Origin of the sequence: Bradyrhizobium sp. Ec3.3 (genome assembly GCF_000472925.1) — a bacterium.
GTDB lineage: Bacteria > Pseudomonadota > Alphaproteobacteria > Rhizobiales > Xanthobacteraceae > Bradyrhizobium.
In genome coordinates, this window is sequence record NZ_KI421479.1 from 278,749 (window position 1) to 296,613 (window position 17,865).

16 protein-coding genes are annotated in these 17,865 nt (G+C 63.4%); 11 read left to right on the forward strand and 5 right to left on the reverse strand.

The genetic code is table 11. The features are described 5' to 3' along the window. The first annotated feature begins 203 nt into the window (after positions 1 to 203). The 6 genes from murJ to YUU_RS0148615 all read left to right on the forward strand — a co-directional run bounded on the left by murJ (position 204) and on the right by YUU_RS0148615 (position 8,723). Positions 204 to 1,730, forward strand: coding sequence for a murein biosynthesis integral membrane protein MurJ (gene murJ, locus YUU_RS0148585; protein ID WP_027528601.1), 1,527 nt, complete (start codon positions 204 to 206; stop codon positions 1,728 to 1,730). A gap of 1,080 nt (positions 1,731 to 2,810) precedes the next feature. Further along, positions 2,811 to 3,152 carry a DUF1127 domain-containing protein gene (locus YUU_RS0148590; protein ID WP_035665419.1) on the forward strand — a complete coding sequence of 114 codons (342 nt, stop codon included), beginning with the start codon at positions 2,811 to 2,813 and terminating at the stop codon, positions 3,150 to 3,152. Positions 3,153 to 3,393: 241 nt separating this feature from the next. Continuing rightward, positions 3,394 to 5,703, forward strand: a complete 2,310-nt coding sequence (locus YUU_RS0148600; protein ID WP_027528604.1) for a xanthine dehydrogenase family protein molybdopterin-binding subunit — start codon at positions 3,394 to 3,396, stop codon at positions 5,701 to 5,703. A 124-nt stretch (positions 5,704 to 5,827) separates the two neighbouring features. Continuing rightward, on the forward strand, positions 5,828 to 6,277 hold the full coding sequence (locus YUU_RS0148605; RefSeq protein ID WP_027528605.1) for a cytochrome c: 450 nt from the start codon (positions 5,828 to 5,830) through the stop codon (positions 6,275 to 6,277). A 433-nt stretch (positions 6,278 to 6,710) separates the two neighbouring features. Further along, positions 6,711 to 7,994, forward strand: coding sequence for a cystathionine gamma-synthase family protein (locus tag YUU_RS0148610; RefSeq protein ID WP_027528606.1), 1,284 nt, complete (start codon positions 6,711 to 6,713; stop codon positions 7,992 to 7,994). Positions 7,995 to 8,249: 255 nt separating this feature from the next. Then, complete coding sequence (locus YUU_RS0148615; RefSeq protein ID WP_027528607.1) at positions 8,250 to 8,723, forward strand: VOC family protein; 474 nt, start codon at positions 8,250 to 8,252, stop codon at positions 8,721 to 8,723. Positions 8,724 to 8,760: 37 nt separating this feature from the next. On the opposite strand, the gene YUU_RS55725 is transcribed toward YUU_RS0148615, so the two are convergent. The 3 genes from YUU_RS55725 to YUU_RS0148625 all read right to left on the reverse strand — a co-directional run bounded on the left by YUU_RS55725 (position 8,761) and on the right by YUU_RS0148625 (position 12,006). Continuing rightward, entirely contained in the window at positions 8,761 to 9,588 is an 828-nt protein-coding gene (locus YUU_RS55725; protein WP_084802058.1) for a serine hydrolase, read from the reverse strand. Continuing rightward, positions 9,507 to 10,154, reverse strand: a complete 648-nt coding sequence (locus tag YUU_RS55730; protein ID WP_051390324.1) for a serine hydrolase — start codon at positions 10,152 to 10,154, stop codon at positions 9,507 to 9,509. The genes YUU_RS55725 and YUU_RS55730 overlap by 82 nt, the downstream gene beginning before the upstream one ends. Before the next feature lie 235 nt (positions 10,155 to 10,389). Continuing rightward, positions 10,390 to 12,006, reverse strand: coding sequence for a PAS domain-containing sensor histidine kinase (locus YUU_RS0148625; protein WP_027528608.1), 1,617 nt, complete (start codon positions 12,004 to 12,006; stop codon positions 10,390 to 10,392). Positions 12,007 to 12,300: 294 nt separating this feature from the next. Here YUU_RS0148625 and YUU_RS0148630 point away from each other — a divergent pair, with 294 nt between their 5' ends. Beyond that, positions 12,301 to 12,768, forward strand: coding sequence for a hypothetical protein (locus tag YUU_RS0148630; protein ID WP_027528609.1), 468 nt, complete (start codon positions 12,301 to 12,303; stop codon positions 12,766 to 12,768). A 258-nt stretch (positions 12,769 to 13,026) separates the two neighbouring features. Here the strand turns inward: YUU_RS0148630 and YUU_RS0148635 are convergent, their stop codons facing one another. After that, positions 13,027 to 13,446, reverse strand: a complete 420-nt coding sequence (locus YUU_RS0148635; RefSeq protein WP_027528610.1) for a CHRD domain-containing protein — start codon at positions 13,444 to 13,446, stop codon at positions 13,027 to 13,029. 156 nt (positions 13,447 to 13,602) lie between these two features. On the opposite strand from YUU_RS0148635, the gene YUU_RS0148640 reads away from it, so the two are divergent. Then, positions 13,603 to 14,529, forward strand: a complete 927-nt coding sequence (locus YUU_RS0148640) for a cytochrome c (protein ID WP_027528611.1) — start codon at positions 13,603 to 13,605, stop codon at positions 14,527 to 14,529. Here the strand turns inward: YUU_RS0148640 and YUU_RS0148645 are convergent. Further along, positions 14,526 to 14,771, reverse strand: coding sequence for an Lrp/AsnC ligand binding domain-containing protein (locus YUU_RS0148645; protein ID WP_027528612.1), 246 nt, complete (start codon positions 14,769 to 14,771; stop codon positions 14,526 to 14,528). The two genes, YUU_RS0148640 and YUU_RS0148645, sit on opposite strands and share 4 nt — an antisense overlap. A gap of 155 nt (positions 14,772 to 14,926) precedes the next feature. On the opposite strand from YUU_RS0148645, the gene thiD reads away from it, so the two are divergent. The 3 genes from thiD to YUU_RS0148660 all read left to right on the forward strand — a co-directional run bounded on the left by thiD (position 14,927) and on the right by YUU_RS0148660 (position 17,810). Beyond that, positions 14,927 to 15,727, forward strand: coding sequence for a bifunctional hydroxymethylpyrimidine kinase/phosphomethylpyrimidine kinase (thiD, locus tag YUU_RS0148650; RefSeq protein ID WP_027528613.1), 801 nt, complete (start codon positions 14,927 to 14,929; stop codon positions 15,725 to 15,727). A gap of 227 nt (positions 15,728 to 15,954) precedes the next feature. Further along, the gene (locus YUU_RS0148655) at positions 15,955 to 16,767 is read left to right on the forward strand and encodes a UDP-2,3-diacylglucosamine diphosphatase (protein ID WP_027528614.1); all 813 of its coding nucleotides are present in this window, start codon (positions 15,955 to 15,957) and stop codon (positions 16,765 to 16,767) included. Continuing rightward, on the forward strand, positions 16,767 to 17,810 hold the full coding sequence (locus tag YUU_RS0148660) for a glycosyltransferase family 1 protein (RefSeq protein ID WP_027528615.1): 1,044 nt from the start codon (positions 16,767 to 16,769) through the stop codon (positions 17,808 to 17,810). Before YUU_RS0148655 ends, YUU_RS0148660 begins: the two co-directional genes overlap by 1 nt. Positions 17,811 to 17,865 lie beyond the last annotated feature (55 nt).

Here is a 17,865-nt window from a genome sequence, read left to right on the forward strand (position 1 = left end):
TCCCGCTTGCGGGAGAGGTCGCGCCGAAGGCGCGGGTGAGGGNTCTGTCCTCTTGGGGGTTCTCGATTGTGGAGACACCCTCTCCCCAACCCTCCCCCGCAAGCGGGGTAGGGGGCGAACCTTCGTTGCGGTTTCACCTAGACCTAATCCCGCCATGCTGTAGAGCCCTTATCGATTGACCGATTAGTCTCTAGAACAGGCGCATGCTTGGACGCATCTTCACAGTTGGCGGCTATACGCTGCTCTCGCGGCTGACGGGGTTTGCCCGCGACATCATGCTCGCGGCGATCCTGGGTGCCGGCCCCGTTGCCGACGCCTTCTTCGTGGCGCTGCGGCTGCCCAATCACTTCCGCGCGATCTTTGCCGAAGGCGCCTTCAACGCCGCCTGGGTGCCGGCCTATGCCCATGTCCATGGCGAGAAAGGCGAGGCGTCGGCAAAGCTGTTCGCCGACCGCATCTTCACGCTGCTGCTTGCCTCCCAGCTCGTGCTCCTGGTCGTCGCCTTGCTGTTCATGCCGCAGGCCATGAGCATTCTGGCGCCCGGCTTTTCCGAGGACGCCGAGCAGCGCAAGCTCGCGATCGAACTGACCCGGATCACTTTTCCTTATCTCCTGCTAATCACGCTGGTGACGCTCTACGGCGGCATGCTCAACGTGATGCAGCGCTTTGCAAGCGCCGCGGCCGCGTCGATCTTCCTCAACGTCTCGATGATGATGACGCTGGCACTGGCCGCCTGGTTTCCCAGCGCGGGGCACGCCGCCGCCTGGGGCGTCCTGATCTCGGGTTTCCTCCAGTATTTCCTGCTCGCCGGTGATCTCGCGCGTCATGGCGGCTTGCCGCGCTTTGCGCCGCTGAGGCTCGACGAAGATGTCCGCGGCTTCTTCAGGGCGCTTGGACCTGCGACGCTGGGCTCGATGGGCACGCAGGTCGCGCTGTTTGCCGACACCATCATCGCGACCTTCCTGCCCGCAGGCGCGCTGTCGGCGCTCTACTATGCCGACCGTCTCAACCAGCTCCCGATCGGCGTCATCGGCATCGCCATCGGCACCGTGCTGCTGCCGGAGATGTCACGGCGGATCACGGCCAACGACCACGACGGCGCGATGAAGGCGCAGCGCCGCGCGTTCGACTTCACGCTGCTGTTCTCGGTGCCCTTCGTCGCGGCCTTCATCACCGTGCCCGAGGCGATCATGCGTGCGCTGTTCGCCCGCGGCGCGTTCTCGAAGGCCGATGCCGCCGCCGCGGGTGCCACGCTCGCGGCCTATGCCATCGGCCTGATCCCCTTCGTGCTGATCCGCAGCGCGGTCGCGACCTTCTACGCGCGCAAGGATACGGCGACGCCGGTCCGCGCCTCGCTGACCGGTATCGCGGTCAACGTCGCCCTGAAGGTTGCCTTGATGGGATCGCTCGCCCAGATCGGCCTGGCGCTGGCAACCGCCGTTGGTGTCTGGACCAATCTGCTGCTGGTGCTCTTTTTCGCGGTGCGACGAGGCTTTCTCGTGCTTGACCGCGCCTGGCTGTTGTCGCTCGTCAAATTCCTCGTGACCGGCATCATCCTGGCCGCCGCCTTCTGGCTGATCGCGCGCTTCGGCGGTGCTTATCTTGCCTCGATGCACTTCCACGATGAATTGACGCTGGTCCTGCTGGCCGTCGGTGGCACGATCGTCTACGCGCTCGCGATCCTTGTGCTGTTTGGCCGCCGCTGGCTAGTCTCGCTGGTGCGCGGCTAGGCGTGTATCAATAAGTTCGTCCCGTCCGCTCTACCGGCCGTTAGGATAGAAGCATGTCCAACGACACAGACGTACCTTCGCGCCTGTTCTCGATTGATCCTGCCACAGACGCCGCGATCGGACGTATGACGCGACGCGACCACTGCGCTTGCTTGGCGGTGAGGTCAAAGAAGGGCGTGCCCTTTGTTCCGAACATTCATGCAGAGGCACAAGACCGGAGCGTAGCGGGCTGGGGGCAGGTCACGAATTTGATCGAGCAGCTTGCACGAACGGCCGCTTCAATCCTGGAGCCATCGGCGCAAATCCCTTGGGAAGACTGGATGCGTGTCATCACGCTCCCGCCTCAAGTGGCGTCTCTAACCAATGTAGTGGGAATACGCCTTTATGGTAGCCATCTGCGAAGACTTCCCCCGGAGATCGGACGGATGACGTCGCTCCGAGAATTGGACATCTACACGTCTTATTCGCTGCATTGGCTACCTTACGAAGTCTCACGATGCGCAAACCTGAGCGTAAGCAGGATGAGCACTCGCGCGCTCTACGGGAATAAGAAGACGGGACTGCCATTCCCGCGACTTTCAGGTCCGATTGAGGCTCTGCTCCCTACGACCTGCAGCGTTTGCGATCAGCCATTCGGTGAAAGAACCCCGCAGCTTTTCTGGACAACTCAGCGGGTTGGCACGGATGACGTTCCCCTCCTAGTCCATAGTTGCTCGAGCGCCTGCGTCGATTTGATCCCATCCGCGCCGTTCGGTTTCTTCGAGCGTCCCCACAGGGGTGGCGGTGGCATTGGAATGCCCATCGCGTAGGGGCAATTCGGCGGAGCGGGGCGCTCGCCTCTAGGATGCGCCCTACTTCCGCACATCCCTTGATTTTGCCCGATCGCCGTGGTATTGGCGCCTCATGAACACAGTAGTGCGCAACGTCAACTTCAAGCACATGACCCGCTTCGGCTGGGCCGTGGAAGGAGTCGCGCGCTAGGAATTCGACGACGACATCTTTTTCACCAGGCCCCGCCGGCATCGGACGGGGCCTTTTGTTTGGCCACGCTCCCTGCCGGCACAACAGCAGGAGCATCCGATGCCACCTCAACAGACGAACATCACATCCGGGACCGAGCGCGATGCCGCAGCGCTCGGCCTCAACGCGTCCATTGCGGTGCCGGACGACACTTTGTCGGAAAATGATGCTGCTGGACGAGCGGCCGCAGCGACAGGGAGCGTCTTAAGCCTGCTCAAGCGATATTGGCGTGAGTTTCAGGAGCAGCGCCAGCGCCAGAGCTTGCGAGCCACCTTGCAGGACCTGAGTGACAGGGAGCTGATGGATATCGGCTTGACCCGCAGTGAGATCGACTTCCTCACACCTGAACGGGCTATCGATATGCTTAGAGACAGCACGAGGTATCTATGGGGCCGGATGTAACGGATCAACCGTCAGAAGCGGACATGCGCCTCGCGAACAAGTATGTCCGATTCGGCTCCCGAAAGCTTTGCGCTGATCGGTTTCGCCAAGTTGGAAAGGGACCCGGTCTCGCCCCCGCCATCCGCGCGGGCGGGGAGCGCTTTTCCCGCTCTGCGGCCATCTTGCATGGCTAAAGCCGTTTGCGCTGTCCGCCGATCCGCTGCAATATGCGGCAAAACAACCATGAGGGCATGGAGAGAAAATGGCTGCTCCCATCAAGTTCGGCGTTGGCCAAAGCGTGCTGCGCAAGGAGGATGACGTACTGATCCGCGGCAAGGGCCGCTACACCGATGATTATGCGCCGCACGCGGCCTTGCGCTGCCTGATGCTGCGCTCGCCGCACGCGCATGCCAAGTACACGATCGATGTGAGCCGCGCCCGGGCGCTGCCCGGCGTCGCGCTGATCCTGACCGCCGACGACGTCGGGGATCTCGGCAATCTGCCGTGCCTGTTCAATCTCGAGACCGATCCGTTCACCGGGCCGCCTTACCCGATCCTCGCCAAGGACGAGGTGCGCCATGTCGGCGATTCCATCGCCTTCGTGGTGGCCGAGACCATTGACCAGGCCCGCGATGCGATCGAGGCGATCGAGGTGAAATGGAGCCCGCTGCCGGCGGTGACCGGCGTCGTCAACGCCGTGAAGCAGGGCGCGCCGCAGGTCTGGCCGGACAAGCCCGGCAACGTGCTGTTCGACGTCTCGATCGGCGACAAGGCCGCAACCGAAGCCGCCTTTGCGAAAGCGCATGCGGTCGCCGAAATCTCCATCGTCAATCCGCGCGTGGTCGCAAGCTTCATGGAGACGCGTGCAGCCGTTTGCGAATACGACGCCAAGCGCGACCACCTGACGCTGACGGTCGGCAGCCAGGGCAGCCACCGCCTGCGCGACATCCTCTGCCAGAACGTGCTCAATATCCCGACCGACAAGATGCGGGTGATCTGCCCCGATGTCGGCGGCGGTTTCGGCACGAAGCTGTTTCCCTATCGCGAATACGCACTGATGGCGGTCGCGGCGCGAAAGCTGAAGAAGGCAGTGAAATGGGCGGCCGACCGCTCCGAGCATTTCATGGGCGATGCGCAGGGCCGCGACAACGTCACCACCGCGAAGATGGCGCTTGCCGAGGACGGCAAGTTTCTCGCGATGGATTGCGACCTGATGGGCGACATGGGCGCGTATCTGTCGACCTTCGGGCCCTATATCCCGCATGGCGGCGCCGGCATGCTCCCGGGCCTCTACGACATCCAGGCCTTCCACTGCCGCGTGCGCACCATCTTCACCCACAGCGTGCCGGTCGACGCCTATCGCGGCGCAGGCCGGCCTGAGGCGGCCTATGTCATCGAGCGTCTCGTCGATGCCTGCGCGCGCAAGCTCGACATGACGCCCGACGCCATCCGTCGCAAGAACTTCATCCAGCCGAAGGCGCTGCCCTACAAGACGGCCACCGGCAAGGTCTACGACTCCGGCGACTTCGCCGCGCATCTCAAGCGCGCGATGGAGATCGCGGAGTGGAAAGAGTTTCCCAAGCGCGCCAAGGCGGCCAAGAAGCAGGGCCTGGTCCGCGGCATTGGCCTTGCGAGCTATGTCGAGATCTGCGGCGTGATGGGCGAAGAGACCGCCAATGTGCGGCTCGACCCCAATGGCGACGTCACCGTCCTGATCGGTACGCAATCGAGCGGGCAGGGGCACCAGACGGCGTACGCCCAGATCGTTGCCGAGCAGTTCGGCCTGCCGCCGGAGCGCGTGCATATCCGCCAGGGGGACACCGACGAGATCGCGACGGGCCTAGGCACCGGCGGCTCCGCCTCTATACCCACGGGCGGCGTCTGCGTGGAGCGCGCCTCGGGTGAGCTCGGCAAGAAGCTGAAGGAGATCGCGGCGCAGGCGCTGGAGGCAAGCGCCGGCGACCTCGAGATTTCGGCCGGCGCAATCCGCATCGCCGGCACCGACCGCTCGATCTCCTTTGCCGATCTCGCCAAGCGCCCCGGCGCCGACCCGTCGAAGATGAACGGCAGCGCGACCTTTGCCAGCGCCGACGGCACCTACCCGAACGGTACGCATCTGGCGGAGGTCGAGATCGACCCGGCCACCGGCGTGATCAAGATCATCAACTACGTGATCGTCGACGATTTCGGCAAGACGCTCAATCCGCTCCTGCTCGCAGGCCAGGTGCATGGCGGTGCCATGCAGGGCATCGGCCAGGCGCTGATGGAGCAGGTGGTCTATGGCGCGGGTGACGGCCAGCTCGTCACCGGCACCTATATGGACTACGCGCTGCCGCGCGCGGCCGACGGTCCGGCCTTCGTGTTCGAGACCCACAACGTTCCCTGCAAGACCAATCCGCTGGGGGTGAAGGGCGCGGGCGAGGCCGGCGCGATCGGCTCGTGCCCCGCGGTCGTCAATGCCATCGTCGAGGGCCTCTGGCGCGAATACAAGATCGACCACATCGACATGCCGGCAACGCCGGAGCGGGTGTGGATCGCCATCACCGAGCACCATCGCCGTCACAGCCTCTAATGCGTGATCTCCGCACGCGGGAATAAAAGCCCGCGGCGGGGTTCTATTCAGGGATGGGCCATGCCTCCCGCAATGCGGAGCATGGCCCTCTCTTGAAACGCCTGCGAGCCCGGAGAAATACCAGATGAAACGGACGATTATTGTCGTGGGCGCCTTGTTGCTGGGTGCCGGCGCCGTGATGGCGCAGCAGGAGATTGCCGTTCAGCAGGACAATCTGATGCGCTCGCAGGCCAAGAGCCTGTATGACGTCATCCAGAAGATGTCGAAAGGCAACATTCCCTACAATCAGAAAGCGGTCGACCAGGCGCTCGCCGACCTGGAACAGAGCGTCGCTAAGATCGCGAAGACGTTCGAAGTCAATCCCAAGGAGGATGTGGTCAACGCCACCTACGGTGCCTCGCAAAAGGTTTGGCAGAACAAGGCCGACTTCGACTCCAAGATCCCGCCGGTGCAGAAGGCGATCGCGGACGCCAAGGGCAAGGTCCACAACGTCGCCACCCTGAAGGCCGCCTACACCAGCATCAACGACCGCTGCAGCGACTGCCACGAGACGTATCGCGTGAAGTTGAAGTAGCCTGTCGGCCCCGTGCGGGCCGATAGAGCTCGTAGCCCGGATGGAGCGCAGCGAAATCCGGGGCAGGTGTCCCCGCATGTCGCTTCGCTCATGCGGGCTACGCAGACTCCCACGCTCGTCATTGCGAGGAGCGGAGCGACGAAGCGACCCAGATTCTCTACGCGGTAAGGCTCTGGATTGCTTCGCTGCGCTCGCAATGACGGGTTGTCGCACACTTCCGCGACACTCCCACTGCCAAACGCCCGCGAAGGAAATTCTTTCGAGGGGTCTGACGGGTCGCTGTCAGCGCGCGAAGTATGCGCTATCCTGAACACCAGCCGCCGCGACGTTGACGATGAGTCGTTGGATGCCGGCGCATCCAATTCCTGACTGCTTTCGATTGCAGGGTTCCAGCGCACGGCGAGGATCCGAATCAAGGACAGCGAGACAGGCCATGGCAAAACCGTTCCCGTCCAAGACCCACATCGGCAACCATATGCTGCATCCGGAAACCCTGATGCTGACCTATGGCTATGATCCGCAACTGTCGGAAGGCGCCATCAAGCCGCCGGTGTTTTTGACCTCGACCTTCGTGTTCAGGACGGCCGAGGACGGGCAGGACTTCTTCGATTTCGTCTCCGGCCGGCGCGAGCCGCCGGAAGGGATGGGGGCAGGCCTCGTCTATTCGCGGTTCAATCATCCCAACAGCGAGATCGTCGAGGACAGGCTCTCTGTCTATGAGCGCACCGAGAGCTGCGCGCTGTTCTCATCCGGCATGGCGGCGATCGCGACCACGATCCTCGCCTTCGTCCGCCCGGGCGACGTCATCCTGCACTCCCAGCCACTCTATGGCGGGACGGAAACCCTGCTGACCAACACGCTCGCACGCCTTTCGATCAGCGCCGTCGGCTTTGCTGATGGCATCGACGAAGGCGCGGTCAGCCAAGCCTCCGAGGAGGCCATCCGAAGGGGCCGCGTTGCGATGATCATCATCGAAACCCCGGCCAATCCGACCAACGGCCTCGTCGATATCGCGATGATCCGCCGCGTTGCCGACGCCATCGGCAAGGCCCAGGGCCACACGCCGATCATCGCGTGCGACAACACGCTGCTCGGCCCTGTGTTTCAGCGGCCGATCGAGCACGGCGCGGATATTTCGCTGTACTCGCTGACCAAATATGTCGGCGGTCATTCCGACCTCATCGCCGGCGCCGCGCTCGGCGCCAAGGCCGTCATCAAGGGCGTCAAGGCGCTGCGCGGCGCCATCGGCACGCAGCTCGATCCGCACTCGTGCTGGATGATCAGCCGTTCCCTGGAGACGCTGAGCATCCGCATGGAGAAGGCCGACGGCAATGCGCGGCTCGTGGCCGACTTCCTGCGCGACCACCCCAAGGTGGCGAAGGTCCACTATCTCGGTCACCACGAGGAGACGTCGCCGGCCGGACGCGTGTTCGCGCGGCAATGCTTAGGGGCGGGATCGACATTCTCCTTCGACATCGTCGGCGGCAAGGCGGCGGCCGTGAAATTCCTCAACGCGCTGCAAATCCTCAAGCTGGCGGTGAGCCTGGGTGGAACGGAGTCGCTGGCCAGCCTGCCTGCGACCATGACCCATTCCGGCGTTCCCGCGGACATCCGCCAAAAGATCGGTGTTCTGGATTCCACGATTCGCCTCTCGATCGGCATCGAAAACCCCGCGGACCTGATTGCTGATCTCACGCAGGCGTTGAGCGTGGCTTAGGCGCGGTGGAGGTGTCACAGCGGATTCGACGTTGGCGATGCACGGGTCCTCGAGCTGGCAATCTAAAGAGCCTGATGGGCCGACGGTAGCTGTTCGACAAAGCCATGGATCGCGGAGGCGGTGGGCGCCGCGCGCGAGTCTGTTCCGAAATCTGAAAGCTGACGCGAGACGGGTCAAGAAATTGCCATTGGCTGCGACGATATCAGGGCGAGGCGGGGATGAACCTGATCGGGGTGGAACTGAAAGGACTCGCGAATGGCAAAGAACACGATTTGCCTCTGGTACGACAAGGACGCCGAAACTGCTGCCCGCTTTTACGCCGAGACGTTCCCCGACAGCAAAGTGAGCGCCGTCCGCCGTGCGCCCGGTGACTATCCATCCGGCAAGGCGGGCGATGTGCTGACGGTCGAATTCACGGTGGCCGGAATTCCTTGTCTCGGCATCAATGGCGGTCCCATGTTTAGCCATAGCGAAGCCTTCTCGTTCCAGATCGCGACCGACGATCAGGAGGAGACAGACCGCTACTGGAATGCCATCGTCGGCAATGGCGGGCAGGAAAACGCGTGCGGCTGGTGCAAGGACAAATGGGGCATTTCCTGGCAGATCACCCCGCGGGTGCTGATGGAGGCGCTCGCAGCCGGCGGTGGCGAAGCAAAGCGCGCGTTCGACGCGATGATGGGAATGAAGAAGATCGACGTCGCCGCGATCAAGGCGGCCCGGCGCGGCTGATTTGCGCTTGCAGCTCGCAGGACGCGCTGCGAGCTGGTCACCGCTTTCGCTCGCCCCGCATATCATTGCCGTCCTGATGAAGAACCAGATGGGAGATTTGTCCTGTGTCGGTTGCGAAGAATTCCAGCCGGGCGTCGACAATCTTCGCGGAGAACATGGTCTGAGACTCGGCAAAGAGCGGCAGCTTGCGCTGATGGGTCGCCTGCGCTGTCAGTTGCCCATCCTCCAGCGTGACGGCGATCGAAAATGTGGGCGTGATCTCATAGACGCCGACATAGGTCGCGAGAATGGCGGGGTCGACCTTGACGCTCGCCCGGACGATCGGATGGAAATCCGGCCAGCCATAGACCGAGGCGATACCGCGCAAGATCTCGTGGGCCAGGAGATGGCCGCCTTGTGCATTGGTCATCACGACCGCGCCGTTGCCGCTGCGCTGATAGGCGGCGAGCACGGCTTCGAAACCTGCGTCGATCCCGCCATGCCAGAAGAAGGGATTTTCGGGCGAGCCCCCGATCTCGAAACCGAGGCCATGCTTGCCAATGCCCGCATCGAGCATTTGGCTGGTCATATCGGCTGAGAGCACGTGGTTGGCATCGCCGCGCAGCGAGCGCTGGACCTCGATTGCGCACCGCGCGAGATCGGTCGGCGTCGTCCACAGCCCGGCGGCGGCCATTTCCGGATAGGTATGGAAGCCGCCTTCTATGGGCGCACCGTCTGCTTTGTAGGGTGTTGCGGCCTGGACGCGGAGCTCCACCGGCAGCGGTTGTTCGTAGGTGCTGTGGGTCATGCCGATGGGCGCCAGCACGGTGTCGCGCAGCAGTTCGGGAAAGGGCTGTTGCGAAACGTCGAGCAGCAATTGCTGCATACCATGTAGCCGCCGCCCGAGTATTTCCAACGGCTGCCGGGGACGGCCTCGAGGCGGATGGGAGCAGTGTTGGCGGGCGTCACACCATCGAGAATCTGGACGAGCGTGGGAACGGCTGCACCCGCGGCGTAGCCCGGAAATCCGTGCACAGTGAGTCCGGCGGCGTGACTGAGCAGCTCGCGCAGCGTGACCACGGCTCCCGGTGCGGCCGCGCTCGGCGGAATTGTCCAAGAAGTCAGTGCCTGATTGACATCCGCATTGAGCGAGAGCTTGCCTTGTTCGACAAGATGAAGCGCAGCCATCGCGGCGACGGGCTTGCTGATGCTTCCGGCCTGGAAGAGCGTCTCGGTCGTGACGGGATCGCCTCCTGCCTCGACGACCCCAAATCCCTTCGCCCATTCGATGGCACCCTCATGGATAACGGCAATGCTGACGCCCGGCACATGGTAGGCGGCCATGCGGTCCGCGAGCGCTTGGCAGGCGCGAGGGTCGCCCCGCTCGACCACCTTCGTCATGAGGCGCGCGCAGACTTCGCCGATGCGACGCTGGATGTCGGGCGAGGGCATGGTTTAAGTCGCGATGCTTACGGGGTGAAACGATAGTCCGGCGAGGCACAGCAGTGCTGCCAGCAGGCGGCTCGCAGCACAATCATGGATTGCTTCCTCTGGGCCCGTCAACGTTAGCCGAGCTCGATCATGCAGGCGAGAGAAAAGTGGGCCGTGAGCTTAGTTTAGAATTCGCCTTCGACGACGAGCACATTTCGGCCCGTCCGGCCTGATTGAGCGCTTTGCTCCGCAGCCGTCATGTTGCGGATTCAACGGGTAGCTCGATGACGCACTGCAAGCCGTCAGGCCGCAAATCGAACCGCGTCGTCGCCCCAAGCTGTCCGGGGAGTGCCTGTTCGAGCAGCGTCCGGCCGAACCCGTGTCGATGCGATACGACCAGCTCGGCGAGCTTGCGTCTGCGTTCGCTCCATTCGAGACGCAGGGCGGGCTTGTCGGTGCTCGCCAGCTTCCAGCGGATCTCCAGGGTGCCGCCGGAGCCGTTGAGGACACCGTGCTTGATGGAGTTCGTGCCCAGTTCATGCAGGGCGAGCGAAAGCATCTGCACGGAATCCCGAGGAAGGGCCAGGTTCGGACCTCCAATCGAGACGTCGGAGGAGTCCGTTACGCCCAGCGAATTCATTTCCATGTGCACGAGCTCATCAAGGCCAATCGCTTCCGACTCCTCGCGGGAGAGAAGGCCCTGAACCCGCGAAAGCGCGCCCAGGCGCCCGTTGAAGTCGCCTGCATAATCGTCAAGCGACGTGCTCGTCGCGCGTGTCCGTTCCGAGATTGACCGGACCACAGCGAGCAAGTTGCGACTTCGGTGCTGCAATTCTCGCACCAGAAGCTCCTTGGCTCGCGCGGAGCGCTGTTCCGTCTCGATGCTCCGGAGGGCCGATATTGATCCAGCCAGTTCGGCGGCGACCAGCATCAGGAAATCAAGATATTCTGAATCGAGATGCAGGCGCGAATTGGCGCCGATGAGCAACGCGCCCACCAGGTTGTTACCGGGGCTCTTGCGCAAAAGCGGCAATGCGACGAGTTGCGTCGTCGGTTCAGGCCAGCTGCCGCCCGGCAGCGCGAACCGCGGTTCGGGCGATCGCTCGATGATCCGCAGCGCGCGCGTCTTGAGGACATTGACGATGCCCCATACATCGTCGGGTGATAGGGCCGACAACGAGGACGGAAACAGGGCGCGATCGATCTGGCTTGCAGCGACAAGCCGAGCGTGCCCGCTCTCGTCGGCGATGAACTGAACGGCGAACGGGATGTCGGGATTGTCGGAACAGAGCAGATCCAGGAGATTCTGACAGGTCTCCTCGATCGTCACGTCACCCGTCGTTGCTTCGATCGTCGCCTTTGACAATGCACCCAAGACACGCATCCGGCGCTCGGTCAGGATGCGCGCGGTCGTTTCAACGACGGCCGTGAGGACGCCGACGATCTTGCCGGTGGCATCGATCAGCGGACTGTGTGAGTACGTGAAATAGCATTCCTGCATGTATCCGTGGCGGTCGCTCGCCAGCAGCAGGTCTTCCGACCAGCTCGCAACGCCTTTGAGCGCGCTTTCGAATTGTTGACCGACTATCGGCCAGGTGTCGGGCCAGGAGTCCGCGCCTGGTCGGCCGAGGCCATGGGGATGCTTGGTCTCGCCGAGGATGGGCTGCCACGCATCATTGTACAGCATGATGAGCTGCGGCCCCCACCAGACGACCATGGGAAAGCGGGAATTGAGGCAAGTTGCGACTGCTGACTTGAGCGTGTCCGGCCATTGCGCGGGTACACCGAGCGGTGACGTCAACCAGTCGTGCGCGCGCATCAGCGCGCCCATCTTGCCGCCTCCGTTGAGGAAATCGGTCGAGTGCCCGCCCATGACCTGACCTTGTCACGTGCCCGAACGGTCGCTTGGCCCAGCCATTCAAACGGCAATCCGGCGCGAACTCTGCATTGTGTTCGAAAAGTCGGCCGCCTGCACAACGCGTGCGACCAACGACCATAACCCGAAATCACCAGTCAAACCATCGAATTTCGCCAGGCCAAGGCGGACTGCGCATCGGCGTCCGGTGCTGATCAATTTCGATCAAGCAGACGATGCCGGCGCGTGGCACACTGCGCATACTCTATTCGTCGACAGCACATTGGTTCAGCAGCAGCGGTCGAGACTCACATGTTCCGCGTGACGGCAGATACATTGCAGGCCTACCTCGATTTCGATCCAGAGCGAAAGCATGACCTGGTCAACCTTCACAAGCTGATCGTCCAGGCCGCTCCGGCTCTCAAGCGGTTTTTCCATAAGGGAACACAAGCGGGAGAGGCGGGTATGCGGATGAAGATGATCGGCTATGGAAAATTTCGCTATGCGATCAAATCCGGGAAGACCACCGAATGGCCGGTGATCGGTGTTGCTCTTCAGAAGAACTACATCAGCGTCTACGTGGCGGTGACCCGGCAAGGCGCGCCGATCGTACCCGGATATGCGGGACAACTCGGCGAATTGCGAATGGGTGGAAACAACTTCAGTTTCGAGAGGTTCGATGACCTGAAGCAGAAGGCGATATCGCTGCTCTTCGCGGAAGTTGCCGACATCTTCACGTCGGATCCGAACAACCCTGTTCGATACATGCAAGGCTCGTGACGTGCCTCGCGGGAGTGAGAGGATGACGGCGAAACACCTTGCTCCGTCATTGCGAACCAACGGGTCCGCGCAACGCGCGGCCCGATGACAGGCTCCGCGAAGCGATCCAGACTGCTGCCGCGGAAAGATTCCTGGATTGCTTCGCTGCGCATGACGACGTTGAAGCAGGTTCGCGCCACCTCTTCGGTCGTAGGCCGGAAAAAGGCCGGACGCTCTTGCGAACGCCCGGCCTCATTTCGTGGCAAGATAATGCAGCGCTTACTTCGTCACCTGGCCGCGGATCTCGCCGCCCGGGTTCGCTGCGGTGTGGATGTTGACGTAGTATTTGCCGCTGAGCAGATCGGCGGCTTGCGCGTCGGTGAGCGTCGCTTCGCCCTTGACGGGGCTCGACGCCGCATTCGGGATCGCGACCGCGACGCCGGCATTCTTGCCGGTCTCGGCCGGGCCGTGGAAGTGAGCGGCGGTCGCGGGGCCCGAGAGCCCGGAATAGGTGACGGTCCAGGAGAGTTTCTTGCTGGCGGCGTCATAGTCCAGATCGGCCGTGCCGGTGCCGCTTGTGGTCGTCGCAGGCACCTCAGCCTTGCCGTCCAGCGTCGCCTTCAGTTTCTCCGCGCAGGCGGGTCCGGCAAATGCAACGGCGGCCGTCAGCGCGAGCGTGGCAAAAAGGGCCTTGTTCATGGTTCTCTCCCTGTTGACCTCGAAAGGTGGCAAAACTCCAAACAGCGCGACTTGGAATTTATTCCCGTCGGGCGTTCAGACCATCTAAATTATTCGTGGCTGGAGCGGGCGCGGCCACGCCTTTAAAAGTTCGTCGGACATCGATGGATTTCGTGAATGGTGCGACGAACAATCATTGCTGCGCTGCTTGCCGCCTGTCTCGGCCTTGCGCTCTACTGGCGGCTTACGGCGCCGGTCGCGCTGGCGCTGCCGGCGGCCTCGCGCGCGCCCGATCTTGCCAACGGTGAGGAACTCTTCAACGCCGGGGGCTGCGCGTCCTGCCATGCCGTGCCCAACCAGCCCGACCGCCTGCGGCTCGGCGGGGGCCTTGCCATCGGCTCACCGTTCGGCACCTTCTATGCGCCGAACATCTCGCCGGATCCGGCCGACGGCATCGGACGCTGGAGCGAGGCCGATTTCGTCAATGCGGTGATGAAGGGTGTCTCGCCCGATGGCGCGCATTACTTTCCGGCATTTCCCTATACGTCCTACGCGCATGCGAAGGTGGACGATGTCCGCGATCTCTTCGCCTATCTGAAGACGCTGCCCGCCGTGTCGGGCAGGGTGCGCGATCACGATTTGCCGTTTCCGTTCAACATCCGCCGCAATGTCGGTGTCTGGAAATGGCTGTTCATGGACGGCACGCCGTTCGTGGGCGATGCCAAGCGTTCGCCGCAATGGAATCGCGGCGCCTATCTCGTGAACAGTTTTGGCCACTGCGCCGAGTGCCACAGCCCGCGCAATCTGCTCGGCGGCCTCATCACGTCGCAGCGCTTTGCCGGCGGCCCCAGTCCGGAAGGCGAGGGATGGGTGCCGAACATCACGCAAAAGGGAATCGGCGACTGGAGCGAGAAGGACATCGCCGATTTCCTCGAGACCGGCGACATGCCCGAGGGCGACAGCGCCTCCGGCGCGATGCGGCCCGTGATCAAGAATCTCGCGCAGCTCACGGCCGAGGACCGCGCCGCGATGGCCGAATATCTGAAATCGCTGCCGCCGGTCGAGGGACCCAAGCCGCCGCCGAAGCGGAAGGAGGGCGGTTAGCGGCCGCCAAACGCCTTGAAGGTGATGATGGTGAGGGTGTCCTGGATGCCCGGCAGGATCTGCACCTTCTCATTGATGAAGTGGCCGATGTCGGTGTCCTTGTCGACGTAGAACTTCACCAGGAGGTCGTAGTGGCCCGCCGTGGAATAGATTTCGGAGGCGATCTCGGCTTCGGCGAGCGCGTTGGCGACCGTGTAGGACTGGCCGAGCTTGCATTTGATCTGGACGAAGAAAGGAACCATCGCGGCTACTCCGAAGGCATGATTTGGCGGCTAATAGGCCAAAATCGGCCGGCTTTAGCAAGCGAACTTGCTGCCCCCGGGCGCAAGCCAGCTTGCTGCCCCCGGATCTGCGGGTTAGGACAGAACATGGCCCCGATCCAACGAAAAGGCGCGCCATGACGACGCCCACAGCGCTGACCATCGCCGGCTCCGATTCGAGCGGTGGCGCCGGCATCCAGGCCGACCTGAAGACCTTCGCCGCGCTCGGCGTCTATGGCGCCTCCGCGATCACGGCGCTGACCGCGCAAAATACCAAAGGCGTGACCGGCATTCATGCGGTGCCCGTCGCGTTCGTGACCGCGCAGATCGATGCGGTGTTCTCCGATCTCGATGTCCGCGCGGTCAAGATCGGCATGGTGGCGCAGGCGGCCAGCATCGATGCGATCGCCTCCAGCCTGGCGCGATGGTCGCCGCCGCATGTCGTGCTCGATCCCGTGATGGTCGCGACCTCCGGCGACCGGCTGCTGGCGGCAGAAGCCGTCGAAGCGCTGCGCAAGAGACTCATTCCGCTCGCGTCGCTGATCACGCCGAACCTGCCCGAGGCTGCCGCGCTGCTCGACGAGAAGGTGGCGGAGAGCGAGGCCGGGATCGAGAGCCAGGGGCGACGCCTGCTCGCGCTTGGCGCTCGCGCGGTGCTGATCAAGGGCGGGCACGGGCGGGGCTCAGAGAGCATCGACTATCTCGTCAGCGCGGACGGCGTGATTGCGCTCGCCGCGCCGCGGGTCTCCACCAAAAATACCCATGGCACTGGCTGCTCGCTATCGTCTGCCGTCGCAGCAGGTCTCGCCAAGGGCGAAGACCTCGCGACCGCCGTGTGCAACGCCAAGGCCTGGATCAGCGCGGCGATTGCGGCTGCCGACCGCTTCAGCGTCGGTCACGGCCACGGGCCGATCCATCATTTCCACAAGTTCTATTGACCTCGGCGGCGATGGCGGCGGCAGCCGCGCGCGGCCCGCTGGCGTTAACCAATAAACCTATCGGTTTCCGGTGTTTTGCGGAGGCGTCTGCGACGCCATGTCGCGTGATTGTCGCATGCGGCTGATATCCGCGGGGAGGGCGAGGCAAAGTTTGATTCGTATCTGAGGGTGCCTCACAGGTTCAATCGGTCATCCCCCTGTCACGGGACATTGTTACAGGCTGATGCATGGGAAGTTACGATATGAGTGACGAGAGTCCCGAACGGCGCTTCCGGACCTTGTTCATCTCCGACGTTCATCTCGGGGCCCGCGGTTCGCAAGCCGATCTTCTGCTCGACTTCCTGCGCTACCACGATGCCGACACCATCTATCTCGTCGGCGACATCGTCGATGGCTGGGCGCTGAAATCAGGCTGGTACTGGCCGCAATCGCATAACGATCTCGTCCAGAAACTGCTGCGCAAGGCGCGCAAGGGCGCCAAGGTCATCTACATCCCCGGCAATCACGACGAGTTTCTGCGGAACTATTACGGCACGCATTTCGGCGGCATCGATGTGGTCGAAAACACCGTCCACACCGGCGCGGACGGCAAGCGTTACCTCGTGATCCACGGCGACATCTTCGACCTCGTGGTGCAGAACGCGCGCTGGCTCGCCCATCTCGGCGACAAGGCCTACGATTTCGCGATCCAGGTGAACCGGCTCGTCAACTTCTTCCGTCGCGCCTTCGGCGTGCCCTATTGGTCGCTGTCGCAATGGGCGAAGCTGAGGGTCAAGAACGCCGTCAACTATATCGGCGCGTTCGAGCAGGCGCTTGCCGCCGAAGCACGGCGCCACGAGGCCGACGGCGTGATCTGTGGCCACATCCACTATGCCGTGATCCGTGACGAGAACGGCATCCGCTACATGAATTGCGGCGACTGGGTGGAGAGCTGCACCGCCTTGGCCGAGCATGACGACGGTCATTTCGAGATCATCACCTGGGCCGACCAGTTGCGAAAGGCCGCGCCGGTCGTGCCGGTGGCCGCAAGAGCTGCGTGATGCGCATCCTGGTCGCGACCGACGCCTGGCACCCGCAAGTCAACGGTGTGGTTCGGACGCTGACCAAGCTCGCCGACGCCGCCAAGGCGCTGGACGTCGAGTTCAGCTTCCTCACCCCGCAATCGTTCCGTACCTTCGCGATGCCGAGCTATCGCGACGTGCGGCTCGCGATGCCGCGGCCAGCGAAGATCGCAAAGCTGATCGAGGAAGCGCGTCCCGACAGTATCCATATCGCGACCGAAGGGCCGATCGGCCTCATGGTCCGCCGCTATTGCCGGCAGCGCAAGCTGCCGTTCACGACGAGCTTCCACACCCGCTTTCCTGAATATGTCCGGGCCAGGGTGCCGGTTCCGGGATCGCTGATCTGGCGGGCGCTGCGCCGCTTCCACGCGCCCAGCCGCGCCGTGATGGCGGCGACCCCGGCACTGGCGCGTGAGCTCAGCGAGCGCGGCTTTGACAATGTCGTGCTGTGGCCGCGCGGCGTCGACAACAAGCTGTTCTATCCCCGCGCCATCGATCTCTGCTTTCCCGCGCCGGTGTTCCTCTGCGTCGGCCGCGTCGCGGTGGAGAAGAATCTGGAAGCATTCCTCGACCTCGATCTGCCCGGCACCAAGGTGATCGTCGGCGACGGCCCGGCGCGCGCTGGCCTGGAGCAGGCCTATCCCCAGGCGATCTTCTTAGGCGAAAAGCACGGCGAGGCGCTGGCCGAAATCTATGCCGCGGCCGACGTGTTCGTGTTTCCGAGCCGGACCGACACCTTTGGCCTCGTGCTCCTCGAAGCGCTGGCGAGCGGCCTGCCGGTCGCGGCCTTCCCGGTGAAGGGGCCGCGGGACGTGATCGGCGATGCGCCGGTCGGGGTGCTGGACGAGGATCTGCGCAGCGCCTGCCTCGTCGCACTCGACATTTCCAGGCAGGCCTGCGTCGAATTTGCCGCCAATCATACCTGGGAGGCCTCGGCGCGCGCCTTCGTCGACAGCATCCGGGCCGTCGGCGCCGTGCTGCCGCACGCAGGCGGACGGGAACAGCCGCGCTTCGTCGCCTGATACTCTCACGCGGCGGTGTCTTCCCAGCCGTGGGCGGCCGGGATACAAATTACCC

Coding starts and splice junctions, on each gene's coding strand:
- YUU_RS0148630 (WP_027528609.1), top strand. CDS start 12,301: ATGTTCCGCGTGACGGCAGATACATTGCAGGCCTACCTCGATTTCGAT.
- YUU_RS0148655 (WP_027528614.1), top strand. CDS start 15,955: ATGGGAAGTTACGATATGAGTGACGAGAGTCCCGAACGGCGCTTCCGG.
- YUU_RS0148625 (WP_027528608.1), bottom strand. CDS start 12,006: ATGGGCGGGCACTCGACCGATTTCCTCAACGGAGGCGGCAAGATGGGC.
- YUU_RS0148645 (WP_027528612.1), bottom strand. CDS start 14,771: ATGGTTCCTTTCTTCGTCCAGATCAAATGCAAGCTCGGCCAGTCCTAC.
- YUU_RS55730 (WP_051390324.1), bottom strand. CDS start 10,154: ATGCCCTCGCCCGACATCCAGCGTCGCATCGGCGAAGTCTGCGCGCGC.
- YUU_RS0148660 (WP_027528615.1), top strand. CDS start 16,767: ATGCGCATCCTGGTCGCGACCGACGCCTGGCACCCGCAAGTCAACGGT.
- YUU_RS0148600 (WP_027528604.1), top strand. CDS start 3,394: ATGGCTGCTCCCATCAAGTTCGGCGTTGGCCAAAGCGTGCTGCGCAAG.
- YUU_RS0148610 (WP_027528606.1), top strand. CDS start 6,711: ATGGCAAAACCGTTCCCGTCCAAGACCCACATCGGCAACCATATGCTG.
- thiD (WP_027528613.1), top strand. CDS start 14,927: ATGACGACGCCCACAGCGCTGACCATCGCCGGCTCCGATTCGAGCGGT.
- murJ (WP_027528601.1), top strand. CDS start 204: ATGCTTGGACGCATCTTCACAGTTGGCGGCTATACGCTGCTCTCGCGG.
- YUU_RS0148635 (WP_027528610.1), bottom strand. CDS start 13,446: ATGAACAAGGCCCTTTTTGCCACGCTCGCGCTGACGGCCGCCGTTGCA.
- YUU_RS0148590 (WP_035665419.1), top strand. CDS start 2,811: ATGCCACCTCAACAGACGAACATCACATCCGGGACCGAGCGCGATGCC.
- YUU_RS0148615 (WP_027528607.1), top strand. CDS start 8,250: ATGGCAAAGAACACGATTTGCCTCTGGTACGACAAGGACGCCGAAACT.
- YUU_RS0148640 (WP_027528611.1), top strand. CDS start 13,603: ATGGTGCGACGAACAATCATTGCTGCGCTGCTTGCCGCCTGTCTCGGC.
- YUU_RS0148605 (WP_027528605.1), top strand. CDS start 5,828: ATGAAACGGACGATTATTGTCGTGGGCGCCTTGTTGCTGGGTGCCGGC.
- YUU_RS55725 (WP_084802058.1), bottom strand. CDS start 9,588: ATGCAGCAATTGCTGCTCGACGTTTCGCAACAGCCCTTTCCCGAACTG.